The following is a 14,385-nucleotide window of genomic DNA, read 5'->3' as shown; positions in this document are numbered from 1 at the left end:
TATGAAGCATGCACAGCACCTATCAAGGGTCTCGGCAATCATTTTGATTGGATTAGGCGTGATCATCACCATGCTCGGCCTTGCGCTGGCTGTTGGCGGGGTGAAGTTGCTTAGTTTAGGAGGGTCGTGGTACTTCCTGATCGGTGGCCTTGCCATGGTCGTTTCAGGCGTGTTGATCGCTTGCCGAAAACCGGCCGGTGCGTGGTGGTTCGGGGCGTTTCTCCTCGGTACGGCAATCTGGGCGCTGGTGGATGTCGGGCTAGTGTTCTGGCCACTGTTCTCGCGTCTGTTCATGTTTGGCGTAATCGGCTTGGCAGTGGCGTTGGTGTATCCACAGCTCAAGCGTGCCAGCGGTGCAGCTTCGGGCCGCGGTGCCTATGGCCTGGCGGGCGTGTTGGCCGTGGTGCTCGCCGTCTCGGCGGGCAACATGTTCGTGGCTCATCCAAGCGTCGCCCCGACAGGTGATGGCCCAGGCGTGACGGCGGTCGACCCGGCCAAAGCTCAAAAGGATTGGGCGCACTACGGCAACACCGAGGGTGGCAGTCGTTTCGCCGCGCTGGATCAGATCAATCGCAACAACGTCGACAAGTTGAAGGTCGCGTGGACTTATCACACCGGCGATATTGCCGAGAGCGATGGTAATGGCGCCGAAGACCAGCTGACGCCACTGCAGATTGGTAACAAGGTGTTCATCTGCACACCCCACAACAACCTGATCGCCCTCGATGCCGACACCGGTAAAGAGTTGTGGAAGAACGCGATCAACGCGCAGTCGAAAGTCTGGCAGCGTTGCCGTGGCCTCGCCTATTTTGACGCTACCCAGCCAGTCGCCCAGGCGACCCGCTCGCCAATCACACCGGTCAGCATTCCTGCCGGCGCCAACTGCCAGCGTCGTGTGCTGACGAATACCATCGATGCGCGCCTGATTGCCGTCGATGCTGACACAGGCGAGTTCTGCCAGGGTTTCGGCACCAATGGCCAGGTTGATCTCAAAGCCGGTCTGGGCAATGTGCCGGACAGCTACTATCAATTATCCTCGGCGCCGCTAATGGCCGGTACCACGGTGGTGGTTGGCGGCCGCGTTGCCGACAACGTTCAAACCGACATGCCAGGCGGCGTGATTCGTGGTTTTGATGTGATCAGCGGCCAAATGCGTTGGGCGTTCGACCCGGGCAATCCGCAAAGCAAAACCGCGCCAGCTGACAACAGTACCTATGTACGCAGCACCCCGAACAGTTGGGCGCCGATGTCTTACGATCCGGCAACCAACACGGTGTTCCTGCCAATGGGCAGTTCGTCCACCGACATCTACGGTGTTGAACGTACCGAGTTGAACCACAAGTACGGCGCCTCACTGCTGGCGCTGGATGCCACCAGCGGTGATGAGAAGTGGGTCTATCAGACCGTGCACAACGATCTCTGGGATTTCGATTTGCCGATGCAACCGAGCCTGATCGATTTCCCGCAAGCAGACGGCAAAACTGTTCCTGCGGTGGTGATCGGGACCAAGGCCGGGCAGATTTTCGTCCTCGATCGCGCTACCGGCAAGCCGCTGACTGAAGTCAGTGAAGTACCCGTCAGGCCGGGCGACATTCCGAACGAACCGTACTCGCCGACCCAGCCAAAATCCGTCGGCATGCCACAGATCGGTGCCCAGCATCTGACCGAGTCGGATATGTGGGGCGCGACGCCTTACGATCAGTTGCTATGCCGTATCGACTTCAAGTCCATGCGTTACGAGGGCCTTTTTACAGCGCCGGGCACCGACAAATCGCTGAGCTTCCCGGGTTCGCTGGGCGGCATGAACTGGGGCGGCATCTCTACTGACCCAGTGCATGGCTTCATCTTCGTCAACGACATGCGCCTGGGCCTGTGGATCCAGATGATCGGGGCCCCAGCAGAGGCACCTAAAGCACGGCCTACCGGTGCGTCCGCTGGCGAAGCGCTGAACACAGGCATGGGGGCTGTTCCGCTAAAAGGCACGCCTTATGCGGTCAACAAAAACCGCTTCCTGTCGGTTGCAGGCATTCCATGCCAGGCGCCGCCATTCGGCACCCTGACCGCCATCGACATGAAGACTCGTAAGGTTGCCTGGCAAGTCCCGGTCGGCACCGTCGAAGACACCGGCCCCCTTGGGATCCGTATGCACCTTCCGATCAAGGTGGGTCTGCCAACCCTTGGTGGCACGCTGTCGACGCAAGGTGGCCTGGTGTTTATTGCTGGTACCCAGGATTTCTACCTGCGCGCTTTCAACAGCTTTGACGGTGGGGAAATCTGGAAAGCCCGTTTGCCAGTGGGTAGCCAAGGAGGCCCGATGACTTACGTGTCGCCGAAGTCTGGAAAACAGTACGTCGTCATCACCGCCGGTGGTGCTCGTCAGTCCCCGGACCGAGGAGATTGGGTCATAGCCTATAGCCTGCCTTGAAGCGGCCAATATGCTTGCCCTACGGGCAGGCGGCCTGATTCGACACGGCGATCCGGAACCTGGCGCGTTGACCGCGCCAGGTCAGCCTCAGTTTGCCGGCGTCCAGACCGCATCCTTCACGTCCAGCCGTTTAGGCAACAGTTTGTTGGCATAAAACAGATCTGTTGTGGCCTGCTGCGCCTCGATGATTTTTTCATCAATGGGCAGCACGGGTGACGGCGGCCGATTATCCACGTAACGAGCGACCACGGCTTCGGGCAACCCCATGGATTGAGTCAGCACTCGAAGGCTTGCCTCCCGTTGGCTGCGAGTCAGGGCTTCGGCTGCGGTCAACTCATCAAGCAGTGCATGGAGGAACGCACCGTGGCTTTGGGCATAGTCGCGCCGGGCGGTGTAGACCGGGCCGGACAGGCCCAATCCTTCGCCATTGGCGAGTACGCGACCGCCGCTTTGGCTCAGGGCCAGTGACGCGTAGGGTTCCCAGATCGCCCAGGCATCGACGCTGCCTTGTTCGAATGCCGCGCGTGCGTCTGCGGGAGGCAGGTAGATCGGCTGTATGTCTTTGTAACTCAGACCCGCCTTGTTCAAGGCGCGCAGGATCAGGTTGTGTGAACTGGAGCCTTTCTGGAAGGCAACTTTCTTGCCTTTGAGCTGGGCAATGTCGTGCAGTGGGCTGTCACCGCGCACCAGGATGGTTTCGGCCTGGGGTTTGGCCGGCTCGGCGCCGATGTACACCAGGTCGGCGCCGGCGGCCTGGGCGAACAGCGGTGGAATGTCGCCCGTGGAGGCGACATCCAGCGCGCCGATGTTCAGTGCTTCGAGCATCTGCGGCCCGGCTGGAAATTCGATCCACTTGACGGCGGTCTGTCCGAAGCGTTTTTCCAGGAGGCCGTGTTCCTTGGCCAGTACCAGGGCGATCGAGCCCTTCTGGTAGCCGATCCTCAGCGTCGCGGGGTCCGCCGCGGCGGCGATGTGGGTCAGGCCGAGCAGGGCAAGACCTGCACAAATTTTTTTCAGAACATTCATCGTCGTCTCTCTTTGCTGTGCCGGAACCGTAGAGGCCGTTCCCGGCATTGGAAAAGTGGCTTGTCAGGTTGAGACGAAGCGGTTGCCCGGGCGCGCCAGTCCCAGGTTTTCCCGTAGGGTCCGGCCCTCGTATTCACGGCGAAACAGCCCACGCCTTTGCAGTTCGGGCACCACCTGCTGCGCGAAGTCTTCCAGCCCACCGGGCAGGTGGGGGACCAACACGTTGAAACCGTCCGCCGCGTCGCTTTCGAACCAGTTCTGCAATTCATCGGCAATTTGTCCCGGTGTGCCGATCAGGCTGTAATGCCCACGGCCGCCGGCGATTCTGCGACCCAATTGCGCCAGGCTGAGGTTTTCCGAGCCGGCCAGGTCGGTCAGCAGTTGCTGTCGGCTTTGCTGGCCGTTATCGGTCAGCGGGAGCTCAGGCAACGGGCCGTCCGGCGGGTAACCGGATAAATCGAAGTTGCCCAGCATGCGCCCAAGCAGGGCGATGCCGACTTCGGGCTCGACCAGCGCCTGGAGTTCTTCGAACTTCTCCCAGGCTTGCGCTTGTGTTTCTCCGACCACGACAAACACCCCCGGCATGATTTTCAGCGAGTCAGGATTGCGTCCGAACGCTTCCAGGCGGCCCTTCAAATCGGCATAAAAAGCCTGGGCATTGGTCATTGATGTCTGCGCGGTAAACACCACTTCAGCGGTTTGCGCTGCCAGCTCCCGACCGGTTTGTGAAGCGCCGGCCTGGACGACTACCGGCTGGCCTTGTGGGGAGCGGGCGACGTTCAGCGGACCTTTGACTTTGAAGTGTTCGCCGCTGTGATCCAGGAGATGCCGCTTGCCTGGGGCGTAGTACTGACCCGAAACCTTGTCTCGGATGAAAGCATCATCTTCCCAGCTGTCCCAGAGGCCGGTGACGACTTGGTGAAATTCCCGGGCGCGACGGTAGCGCTCGGCGTGACCGATGTGTTCTTCGCGGCCGAAATTCGCCGCTTCCGCGGCCGCGTCGGACGTCACCAGATTCCAGCCTGCGCGGCCGCCGGACAGGTGATCCAGGGAGGCGAATTTACGCGCCACATGGTAGGGCTCGTTGTAGCTCGTCGTGGCGGTCGCGATCAGTCCGATTCGCTCGGTGACTGCGCTCAGGGCCGCTAGCAGGGTCAACGGCTCGAAATGATCCGAGCGCGCCATGCGGCTGGCTGCTTCACCCGTCGCCGCGGCGACGCTGTCGGCGACAAACAAGGCATCGAATCTGGCTGCTTCAGCGATCTGGGCCAGATGTTTGTAATGCTTGAAATCCAGCCCGGCGTTGGCCGGAACCTGTGGATGGCGCCATGCCGCGACGTGGTGCCCGGTGGCCATCAGAAAAGCGCCCAGTTTGAGTTGGCGGGTTGTGTGGGTCATAGCCAGTTCCTTGATCAATCGTCGAGCGTGCGCAACGGCTCAAAAATCCTTGCGCACTTGCACACCGAAATAGCGCTCGTCGTCCCGGGGCACAGCCCGGTAGATGTAGTTGCCTCCACTGGCCAGCAGCGGTGAGTAGGACTTGTCGGCGAGGTTCTTGCCCAACAGCGCTACGCGCCAGCCTTCGTTGTAATCGGCCAGGGCAATGCTGGCATTCCAGATACCGTAGGCGCCCTGTCTGGTATCCGGGTTCTGGCTGATGTCGTACTGCACCTCGCTCTGCCAGCTGTAGTCGGTCCCCAGTTCAATATCCAGACCGTTGTCCAGCGGAATGCTGTAGTCGGCGCGCACGTAACTTTTCCAGTCCGGGCTGTACGGCAGCGGCTTGCCGTTGACGTTGCACGAAGCCGCCGCGCCCGCCGGGCAGGCGAACGCGTCGATCCTGGCGCGGGTGTAGGCAAGGGCGCCGGATAACTTGAGTTGTTGGGTCGCCTGCAAGGTGTAATCCAGTTCGACACCTTCGGCACTGACGCTGCCAGCATTGATCAAACGCGTCACCACTTGACCTGCGACGGTGTCGAAAAAGTTTGCCTGGTAGTTGTCGTAGTCGCTGTGGAACACCGCCAGATTGGTGGTCAGGCGATTGTTCCATGAGGTCGCCTTGATGCCGACTTCCCAGGTGTTGGACGTTTCCGGTTTCAGCGCTTCGGTATCGCGTGGTTGCATGTTGAAGAACACGTTGTAGGCCGGGCCTTTATAACCTCGCGAATAGGTCAGGTAGGTCGTGACCGCGTCGCTCAAGTCATACTGAACGCCGAGCCGACCGGACCAGCCGTCTTCGTCCACCGAGCCGGAACTGTTGGTGCCCGGCTGAATGCCGCTGACCGCAGTGGTCGAGGTGGAAACACGGCGGTGATCGTATTCCAGGTCGTCGTGAGTCCAGCGCAGGCCGGCGATGCCACGAAAGTCCGAAGTGAAATTAAGGGTGCTTTCGCCGAACACCGCATAGCTGTCGCTGGTGGTGCTGTAGTCGGCGACGCCACGATTGGTGGTGCTGACGGTGGTCAACGTGCGTCGGTAGGTTTCCTCGTCCTTGGCGTGCATGTAGAACAGGCCGCCTACGTATTCGAGAAACTGGCCCTTGGGTGAGGCCAGGCGCAGTTCCTGGGAGTATTGGTTGTAATCCAGCTCGCCCTTGTCGGCGGTGCCGGGAAAGGCGGCAGTGACGGTGCCGAGACGGTCGCCGTCCTGGTATTGGGTGTTGTCCCAGCCGCGCCAGGCGGTGATGGATGTCAGGGTGTAGTCGCCGAGGTTCCAGTCGAGCTGGCCGGACAAGCCCTTGTTGACGTCTTCCACGTGGCTGCGGGTGTCGGTGTTGATGTCACGGTTATCGCCGCTGGCCCGCACCGGGTTCAAGGCATTGGCGAACGCTGGCGTCAGGGCCTTGGTAACCACTCCATTGGGCGCATCGTCGTGGGACTGCATGTAGTCGGCCGCAAGGGTGAAGGTGACGTCGTCGTTGGGCGTGAATGCCAGTTTGCCGCGCACGCCCTTGCGGTTGTAGCCGTTGACTTCATGACCGTTGTGTTCGTTGTCGACATTCCCATCGTAACTGCCGAACAGCGTGGTGACGGAACCGGTCAGGGTCTCTGGAATCAGGCTGCCGCCGATGCCGAAGCGGGTGCGGCTTTCATTGCCGCTGTAGTACGACTGGTCGATGTAGCCGTGGGTCTCGCTGTCGGGCGCCTTGGTCACGATGTTCAGGACCCCGGCCGAGGCGTTCTTGCCGAACAGCGTGCCCTGCGGGCCGCGCAGCACTTCGATGCGCTCCAGATCGAGAAGGTCAAGGGTTGCCTGGCCAGGACGGCCGTAAACCACGCCGTCGATCACTGTCGCCACCGTTGGTTCGACGCCGGGGGAGGTGGAAATGGTCCCGACCCCGCGGATGAACAGCGAGGTGTCTTTGTTCGACGCGCCAGTACGGAAATTCAGCGACGGCACCTGTTGGACGATACTGGCGACGCCGTTGCGGTTGTCACGCTCCAGCTGTTCGCCGTCTACCACCGAAACCGCCACCGGGACTTTCTGCAGGGATTCTTCGCGGCGGGTGGCAGTGACGGTGACTGCCTGCAGGGTCAGCGGTTGAACCTGGGCGGCCGCGGTACTGTCCGCGGCAACGGCGTAGGGCAGTGGCAACGCTGTGAGCCCAGCCAGTAACAGGCCCAAATGCTGCTGGCGTGGCGTGGCGGCGCGTATCGACCGCGCCAGTTTCTGTTGTTCCCCAAGAATGTAATGCATCGTTGTGCCTGCTTGGAAGTTGCCCTGAACCGCCGCTGGCCTTTAGCCACGGCGCCTTGAATTTGTCTTGGGGCATTCGCTCGAGCGAGTAGCAGACAACATGCTTCGGTAGCGCTAACATCACCAGTATTGAGAGATCAGGTATAGATCGTAAAATAATAAAAAATTATATTTATATGTAATTTAAGGCTAAAAAGGAGTTCCAGTTGAGTATCGAGAAGCCCCCCGGACGCAAACGCCGCGGCGCCGGACGCGTGACGCTGAGCACGGTGGCCAAGCACGCCGGCGTTTCCGCTATCACGGTCTCGCGCTATTTCAACCAGCCGGAGCAGGTCTCACCCGAGCGTCGCGAAAGGATCGCCGCGGCGGTCAATGAGCTGGGTTATGTGCCGAATCTGGTGGCTGGTGGGCTGGCATCGGCGCGGGGCAAGATCGTGGCGATGGTGATCCCGAACATCTCCGGGCCAATCTTCGCCAATACCCTTCAAGGCTTCAGCGACACCCTCAGCCTGCACGGTTATCAGGCACTGCTGGCGTCGAGTTATTTCTCCCTGGAACAGGAGGAAAATGCGGTTCGGGCGTTCCTAGGCTGGTCACCGGCGGCGCTGGTGCTGACCAGCCACTACCACAGCGCCGGCACCGAAAAGATGATCGCGGAGGCGGACATTCCGGTGATTGAAACCTGGGATTACCAACCTGAACGTGACCCGGTGCAGATCGGTTTTTCCCACTATGAAGTCGGTGTGACAGCTGTTCGTTATCTGCACGGCAAGGGTTATCGACGCATCGCTTTTGTGCAGAACAGCATGGTGGGAGACCTCAGCGCGCAGGAGCGCTGCGATGGCTATGCCGCGACGTTGCTGGCGCTGGAACTGGAGCCTTGGGTGTTCACGCCGGACGCTGGCCGGGCACCGTTCGAGGCTGGCAAGCAAGCCATGGATGCATTGATGCGCGAGGCCCAGCGCCCCGACGCGATCATTTTCGCCAACGATAACCTTGCTGCCGGTGGCTTGTTAGCCGGGCAACGGGCAGGGCTGAAAATCCCGGAGGAGTGCGCGGTGTTCGGCTTTGGCGATTATCCCTTTGCCGAAATGCTGTTGCCGAGCCTGAGCACCATCAAGCCCCCTGCGCTGGAAATCGGCGTGTTGGCCGCCACACGGGTGTTGGAGAGTCTCGGTCGCCTGCCGGTAGAGGATGAGGTCTCGCGATTGAATCTGCTGGGGTGTCGGTTGATCGAGCGTGAGAGTGCGTGAATGGATTTTTATCGCTTCGGTTAAGCGGCAGCGATCAGCGCTCCTTGTTGGCGCAGATGCGTTTGGAATCGATCGGCATAGTCTTCGACAACGGCATCCCTTACGCTGGCGCGCGCCTCAAGTGCCTCACGCCAAGCTGAAATGCGCGGAAGGCCGTCGAAAATCTGGTGTGCTGCAGTTGCGTCGATACTCTCGAAGTAACGGAAAAGCGGGGCATAAACCGCATCAACCATTCCAAAGGCTGAGCCATCGAAGAACGGCCCCACGCCTATTTCTGACTCCAGTTTGCCGAGCCGTTCGCGAAATGCGGTGCGCTTGGCATCTGCGGTCGCAGAGTCACGAGCGTGGAGAAACTGCCAGGCTTCAGCTTGAGTCTGCGACGCGAACTCGATCCATGCGCGATTCCGTGCGCGAGCTAACGCATCAACGGGGTACATCGGCGCGCCGCCTTGGGTTTCGTCGAGGTACTCGCAGATGACCATGCTTTCGAATAGGATCGCATCTTGCGCATTGTCCTGGCGCACTTTGAGCACTGGGACCTTGCCGGTTGGCGAAACGGCCAGGAACCAGTCTGGCTTGGCTGATAAATCGACATCTATCCGATCGAACTGGATGCCCTTTTCAAGAAGCACAATCGCGGCGCGCTGTACGAATGGGCATAGTGGGTGGCTTATTAGCGTAAGAGCGTTCATTGCTTTTAGTGGCCCTGGATGGTTTATCAAGCGGAAACAGCGGCAGAGGTTTCCCGCGTACCGCTGTTTGCACAGTCTGGATTGGACTCGTTCGTCGCTGAGTGCTGAGGCGGGCGTTCAGTACCTGATTACTCAGCCCAGGCGATGTTGCATTCGCGCAATTCTTGAGCGGCGCGCTTAGCCATTCAGCAGGCGGCCGCCGTCAAGGACGATTTCAGAGCCGACCGTCCAGCGCGACTCGTCGGATGCCAGATACAGCACTGCTTTGGCCACCTCGTCGGAGGTACCGAAGCGGCCAAGCGGAATGGTTGCCGTGATCGCTTTGTTAATCTGCTCGCGATAAGCGTCCGGAATACCGGCCTTGTCGTAAAGCGGAGTCTCGACGGGGCCAGGGCTCACTGCGTTGACACGGATGCCACGACCCAGCAATTCGGTCGAGAGTGTCTTCGACATGTTCAGCAATGCGGCCTTCGTTGCGGCATACACGGACGAGCGATCTGCGCCTGCATGCGCGCTTACGGAAGTGGTCAACACTACGGAAGCAGGATTTGCGAAGACCGGCAACAACGCCTGCATCAGGAAGTACGGCCCTTTGACGTTGATGTCGAAAATGCGGTCGAACATGTCTTCCGTCCATTCCTCAATGGGCCGCCAGACGGATACGCCGGCATTGAGGAAAGCAACGTCGAGTTGGCCGTAGTGTTCCTTGATGACTTGTGCCAGCTCCTTTTGTGCTGCAACGCTGGCCGAGTCGGCGCGCAGCACCGGCACTTCCGGGCCCAGTTCGGCCTGGGCCTTTGCAATCGAATCGGGGTTGACACCCGTTACGATCACGCGAGCACCCTCCGCCAGGAACTGCTTTGCCGTTTCCAGCCCGATGCCACTGGTGCCGCCAGTGATGAGCGTACGTTTACCTTGCAAGCGCGACATTTGAATTCTCCGGTGAATGACCACTGCGGTCGACATGGAGAAATATGCGCTCATGCCCCGTATAGGATAAGACTGCCTATTCGTATATGATTCATGCAAGTCAAGCATGAATTGAGGTGGAGAAGTGGACCGATTTCTTTTGATGACATGCTTCGCGCGTGCTGTAGAAACCGGGAGCTTTTCGGCGGCAGGGCGCGATCTAGGGCTCGGGCAACCTAATGTAAGCCGCTATGTAGCGGCTCTGGAGGATCATTTGCAGACGCGTTTGCTCCACCGATCTACGCGCAAGCTATCCTTGACGCCGGAAGGCGAACGCTACTATGCGGACATCCGGCTCATCCTGGATGCGGTGGATGAATCCGAATCGTCCTTCAGGAACAACGTCGAGCCATCGGGACTCTTGCGCGTAGCCTGTCCGACAGCTCTCGCACACGCGTTTGTGCTGCCCCATGTTCCGGCCTTTCTGGAGCGCTACCCTCAATTGAACCTGGATCTCCAACTCAACGATCGATACGTAGACCTGGTCAATGAAGGCACCGAACTCGCCATTCGCATAGGACAGCTGGAGGACAGCACCTTGCGCGCCCGGCGTCTTGGTTGGTACGACCGGGTCTTCGTCGCCAGCAAGGACTATTTGGCTAAACGCGGAGTGCCGCAGGTCCCGGATGATCTACGCGACCACGATTGCATCATCTACACCTTGCTGTCGTCCGGGGCGACCTGGCGATTCCGGGACGCGGACATTCCGATTACCGGCAGGCTCAGGGTCAACTCGCCCGACGCTGTGAGTGCGGCGGTCGCGGCAGGCCTGGGTGTGGCGCATGGACCTGCGTGGCTGTTTGAGGGCGGGCTGAACAGCGGGAAATTACAGTTCATTCTCACCAACCACGCGGCTCCCCCTGTCCCCGTGCAGATGGTTTATGTCGCCAATAGACTGCTCCCCACGCGGGCTATCGTGTTCATGGATTTCATGGCTGACGTGTTTTCAAAGATTCCAGCCTTGAACGGCAGCACCCCTTTGCCGACGCTATAAGACAAGACGACAAAACGTGACCCCTGACGTTCTTGCCTAAGGCTGCGATGAGTCGATAGACATTCATGGTTTCTGACGGCATGGCATCATCGAACTGACGAATTAAAGTTCACTTAAATCGCTGTCTGCCTTCCACTGGGGTCTGACTTCTAACAACGGCTTCAGGCAGGTATAAAGTAGAATGGCTGCCAGAGAGGCGGCTACTATCAATGTAAGCCACATAATGACCAATAGAGAGAGTGTGACACTATTATTCAACTCACGAAAAATGCCGAAGGCAAAAGCCGTGTACCAAGACACACCCGAAACTGCACCGGATGCGAGAAACAAGGCAGCTTTTTTGCGGGACACACCAAAGAGCAGCGGCCGACTCATGTCGCGTAGTACTTCTGGCAACACAAACGCGTGAATGATGATTCCATTGAGGGTCAAGACGCTCACCACAATGACCTTCGCCCAAAGTTTAGGATTTTCAAATTTTTCCGGCGATTCCATCGCGTAAAGGGCCAGGAAACCAAGGCCTGAGAGCCACAGGAGGCATAGGCCAAGCGTGACCGCGTCGCTGATGAAGTGAAAAGTGCGTCCGATTTCAACGGGGAGGCTGCCCCTGCGCATCCAGCGCACAATCCAGAGGTCCAGCATCGTCGCCCCACCGAGACCGAAGCACATACCGAGCAGGTGTATACCTATAAGGACCGTCAGAACCTTTAGCTGTGGGAATGGCTCAGGCAATGGAACGCTAAACGCAAGTGTGTCCGCGAGTAAGTGACCACTGCTGGAGAATGCAAGTAGGCCGCCGAAAATCAGGAGTGACGTTCGTATGTTCATTATTACGACCTTAGGCTGGCGTTCTTGTTTGAACGCGTGCACAGTTTGTTTACTGGAGAATAAGGTCCTTTAATTCTCAACTTTATGGGTGTAAATGATTGCCGGGACAACGGTAGCGTCACATCAGCAGGTAGCACGGGTGTAGACCCTGGTCAGGAAGGAACCGGTGCTTGAGCATCGATCAAGCCCTGGCTCTTCAGCTCCTCCCAAAAGGCTGCTGGGATATCGACCTTCATCGCTTGCACATTGGAAACTACCTGTCCCGGCGAGCGGGCACCCGCAATGATCGCGGACACTTGCGGATGTGCTGCCGCGAACTGCAGGGCGGCGGTATGAATGTCGATGCCATGTTTTCTGGTAACCGCCATGATTCGCGCGCGCTTTTCCACCGCTCCTGCAGGCAGATCCGAGCTGAAGTTGTAGCGGCTGCGCCCTCCCAGAAATCCATCGTTCAGTGGTGTTCCAACCACAGCGCTGGTGCCTTTCCTGCTCAACGCCGGAAAGGTGTTGCGCAACGCCTCGCCGTGGTCAAGGAGGGAATACTGGCAGGCAAGCAACACGATGTCGGGAGTCGGGTCATAACCGGCTACTGCCTGAACCACGGCATTCGGCGTATTGACTCCGAAGCCCCATGCCTTGATGAGACCTTCATCGCGCATCTTTTCAAGCTCGACCATCGCCCCTGAGCGTGCAATTCGATACGCCGCTTCCCAACCGCCTTCCAGTTCGGTGTTATCTGGCGAGATGTCATGGATAAAGACGATATCGATACGCGGCAGCCCCAGCCGCTGCAGGCTGTCTTCCACGGAACGACGCGCGCCTGCCGCGGTGTAGTCATATCGGTAGTTGAAGGGCGCCGGCGACTTCCAGATAGCATGGTCCGCGCGCTGGCCACCAGCGGCCGTCAATACGCGCCCGACCTTGGTGGACACCACATAGTCGTCTGGATTTTTGCCGCGCAGGAAGCGACCCAGGCGATATTCACTCAAGCCAAACCCGTAGAACGGCGAGGTGTCGTAAAGCCTTACACCTGCCTCCCAAGCAGCCTGCAGAACCGAGCCCGCCTGCTCGTCGCTGATCGGCGCAAAGATATTGCCGATCTGCGTCCCGCCCATACCAAAGCGTTGAGGCGTCAGGTATCTCATGGTATGCGAAGGTGAATTGACGGGCAGGTCCGCGCGCACGATCCGTCCTTCGGTACGCATCACGCTTCCGGGCTCCGTCAGCGAAGAGGGCATCGGGGCAGGCGCCAGCGAACTTGCGATACCAGATGCTGGCAGCAAGGCGGCTGCAACGGTACCCACTGCCGAATAGGTAAGAAAATCTCGTCTGTCCATCCAACTTTCCTTTCGCCACCAAGGTTTCACCGGATCATCGAAGCCGGTTCACGCACTAGAAGTTAGAACAACGAGGGTTGGCCGAGTGACCCTAATTCGCCATATCTTTTGCACAATCCTGCCGATGCTCTTGTGCTGGTCACGCACTCTCAGCAGACTCGAACATTCCGTAAATTGGGGGGCATGTGATGACGAGCGGTTCTTTCTCGCAGTTCGGTTTCAGCCGTGTGCATTCCCTGACCTTGCGCGATCCCGCGCAACCCACCGAACGCTCCCAGGCGCTCAAGCGGCTTATCGAAAAAGTCACCCTGCAAATTGGCTTGAACGAGGCTTGCACGACGTCGATTCCAGGCTTGAGCTTTTATCGAGTGGCCGAGCTAGGTACGCCTACGTACTGCATTTATGAACCTTGCGTGGCCATTATCCTGCAGGGCGCGAAGGAGATCTCGTTCGGCGAGCAAGCCTGTGAGTTCGGGCAAGGGGCGTTTTTCGTCACATCGGTCGATATCCCCACACTGGCTCGCGTGACCGCTGCTAACGAGCCAACCCCCTATTTATCCGTTGTGTTGAAGCTCGATTTTTCCATGCTCAATGAGGTGATCCTGACCCTCGAGCCGCCAAAGCAGGAAATGGCTACTCAGGCGCGGGGCTTCGTATCCGGGATGGCGACGAGCGAGATGCTCGATGCGTTCGCTCGACTCGCCACGCTGATCGAACGGCCGCTGGAAGCAGGCTTGATGTCGGGCCTTATCAAGCGGGAGATATACGGCAGGCTGCTGCTCAGTGAAGCGGGGCAGTTGTTGCGCAGCGTCACTCGCGATGGTTACCGGGATAGCGGCATCGTGAGAGCCGTTGAATGGCTGAAATATCACTACGATAAACCGTTGCAGGTGGCCGACCTCGCGGAACGATCCGGCATGGCCAGCTCCACGCTGCATCACCGCTTTCGCAAGCTGACAGGCACGAGCCCCATTCAGTATCAAAAATCGCTACGGCTGCAAGCCGCGCGTAGCCTTATGTTGACCGAGCGGATCGACGTGAACACCGCCGCGTTGCGAGTCGGCTATGAAAGCGTCGCCCAATTCAGCCGCGAATATGCCCGGCGCTTCGGAGCGCCTCCCTCGAGAGACATCAAGCGCGCACGGGAAAAATGAAAGGGGCCCGG

The 14,385-nt window shown here is 59.1% G+C and carries 11 protein-coding genes; 4 read left to right on the top strand and 7 right to left on the bottom strand.

What is annotated here, in order from left to right; all coding sequences use genetic code 11:
• Position 1 precedes the first annotated feature (1 nt).
• Positions 2-2,425 (top strand): glucose/quinate/shikimate family membrane-bound PQQ-dependent dehydrogenase, encoded by a 2,424-nt coding sequence (locus tag BLQ55_RS27350; RefSeq protein ID WP_092258507.1) that lies wholly within the window; start codon positions 2-4, stop codon positions 2,423-2,425.
• Between the two features lie 87 nt (positions 2,426-2,512).
• Here BLQ55_RS27350 and BLQ55_RS27345 read toward each other — a convergent pair whose 3' ends face one another.
• The 3 genes from BLQ55_RS27345 to BLQ55_RS27335 all read right to left on the bottom strand — a co-directional run bounded on the left by BLQ55_RS27345 (position 2,513) and on the right by BLQ55_RS27335 (position 7,147).
• Positions 2,513-3,451: a sulfonate ABC transporter substrate-binding protein gene (locus tag BLQ55_RS27345; RefSeq protein WP_092205183.1), complete on the bottom strand. Its 939-nt coding sequence runs from the start codon at positions 3,449-3,451 to the stop codon at positions 2,513-2,515.
• 63 nt (positions 3,452-3,514) lie between these two features.
• Positions 3,515-4,849, bottom strand: coding sequence for an LLM class flavin-dependent oxidoreductase (locus BLQ55_RS27340; protein WP_092205182.1), 1,335 nt, complete (start codon positions 4,847-4,849; stop codon positions 3,515-3,517).
• Between the two features lie 39 nt (positions 4,850-4,888).
• A complete protein-coding gene (locus BLQ55_RS27335; protein WP_092258504.1) occupies positions 4,889-7,147 on the bottom strand; it encodes a TonB-dependent receptor in 2,259 nt (752 codons plus the stop codon).
• Positions 7,148-7,353: 206 nt separating this feature from the next.
• Between BLQ55_RS27335 and BLQ55_RS27330 the strand changes: the two genes are divergently transcribed.
• Positions 7,354-8,400 (top strand): LacI family DNA-binding transcriptional regulator, encoded by a 1,047-nt coding sequence (locus tag BLQ55_RS27330; protein WP_092205180.1) that lies wholly within the window; start codon positions 7,354-7,356, stop codon positions 8,398-8,400.
• 20 nt (positions 8,401-8,420) lie between these two features.
• Here BLQ55_RS27330 and BLQ55_RS27325 read toward each other — a convergent pair whose 3' ends face one another.
• Together BLQ55_RS27325 and BLQ55_RS27320 are read right to left on the bottom strand one after the other, a co-directional pair.
• Entirely contained in the window at positions 8,421-9,092 is a 672-nt protein-coding gene (locus tag BLQ55_RS27325) for a glutathione S-transferase family protein (protein ID WP_092205179.1), read from the bottom strand.
• Positions 9,093-9,269: 177 nt separating this feature from the next.
• Positions 9,270-10,022: an SDR family oxidoreductase gene (locus BLQ55_RS27320; protein WP_092258501.1), complete on the bottom strand. Its 753-nt coding sequence runs from the start codon at positions 10,020-10,022 to the stop codon at positions 9,270-9,272.
• 124 nt (positions 10,023-10,146) lie between these two features.
• Between BLQ55_RS27320 and BLQ55_RS27315 the strand changes: the two genes are divergently transcribed.
• Positions 10,147-11,055, top strand: a complete 909-nt coding sequence (locus BLQ55_RS27315; protein WP_092258498.1) for a LysR family transcriptional regulator — start codon at positions 10,147-10,149, stop codon at positions 11,053-11,055.
• 102 nt (positions 11,056-11,157) lie between these two features.
• Here BLQ55_RS27315 and BLQ55_RS27310 read toward each other — a convergent pair whose 3' ends face one another.
• The gene (locus BLQ55_RS27310; protein ID WP_218130124.1) at positions 11,158-11,883 is read right to left on the bottom strand and encodes a hypothetical protein; all 726 of its coding nucleotides are present in this window, start codon (positions 11,881-11,883) and stop codon (positions 11,158-11,160) included.
• A 152-nt stretch (positions 11,884-12,035) separates the two neighbouring features.
• Positions 12,036-13,220 (bottom strand): aldo/keto reductase, encoded by a 1,185-nt coding sequence (locus BLQ55_RS27305; protein ID WP_092258495.1) that lies wholly within the window; start codon positions 13,218-13,220, stop codon positions 12,036-12,038.
• A 188-nt stretch (positions 13,221-13,408) separates the two neighbouring features.
• Between BLQ55_RS27305 and BLQ55_RS27300 the strand changes: the two genes are divergently transcribed.
• A complete protein-coding gene (locus BLQ55_RS27300; protein WP_176814259.1) occupies positions 13,409-14,374 on the top strand; it encodes an AraC family transcriptional regulator in 966 nt (321 codons plus the stop codon).
• Positions 14,375-14,385 lie beyond the last annotated feature (11 nt).

The sequence above is a fragment of the Pseudomonas sp. NFACC13-1 genome, from assembly GCF_900104425.1.
GTDB classification, from domain to species: Bacteria; Pseudomonadota; Gammaproteobacteria; order Pseudomonadales; family Pseudomonadaceae; genus Aquipseudomonas; species Aquipseudomonas fluorescens_AA.
This window is presented reverse-complemented; position numbering and strand designations above follow the sequence as displayed.

Bases quoted from the DNA above. Each gene is read 5' to 3' on its own strand.
- BLQ55_RS27300 (WP_176814259.1), top strand. From the start codon at position 13,409: ATGACGAGCGGTTCTTTCTCGCAGTTCGGTTTCAGCCGTGTGCATTCC.
- BLQ55_RS27335 (WP_092258504.1), bottom strand. From the start codon at position 7,147: ATGCATTACATTCTTGGGGAACAACAGAAACTGGCGCGGTCGATACGC.
- BLQ55_RS27310 (WP_218130124.1), bottom strand. From the start codon at position 11,883: ATGAACATACGAACGTCACTCCTGATTTTCGGCGGCCTACTTGCATTC.
- BLQ55_RS27305 (WP_092258495.1), bottom strand. From the start codon at position 13,220: ATGGACAGACGAGATTTTCTTACCTATTCGGCAGTGGGTACCGTTGCA.
- BLQ55_RS27345 (WP_092205183.1), bottom strand. From the start codon at position 3,451: ATGAATGTTCTGAAAAAAATTTGTGCAGGTCTTGCCCTGCTCGGCCTG.
- BLQ55_RS27340 (WP_092205182.1), bottom strand. From the start codon at position 4,849: ATGACCCACACAACCCGCCAACTCAAACTGGGCGCTTTTCTGATGGCC.
- BLQ55_RS27320 (WP_092258501.1), bottom strand. From the start codon at position 10,022: ATGTCGCGCTTGCAAGGTAAACGTACGCTCATCACTGGCGGCACCAGT.
- BLQ55_RS27350 (WP_092258507.1), top strand. From the start codon at position 2: ATGAAGCATGCACAGCACCTATCAAGGGTCTCGGCAATCATTTTGATT.
- BLQ55_RS27325 (WP_092205179.1), bottom strand. From the start codon at position 9,092: ATGAACGCTCTTACGCTAATAAGCCACCCACTATGCCCATTCGTACAG.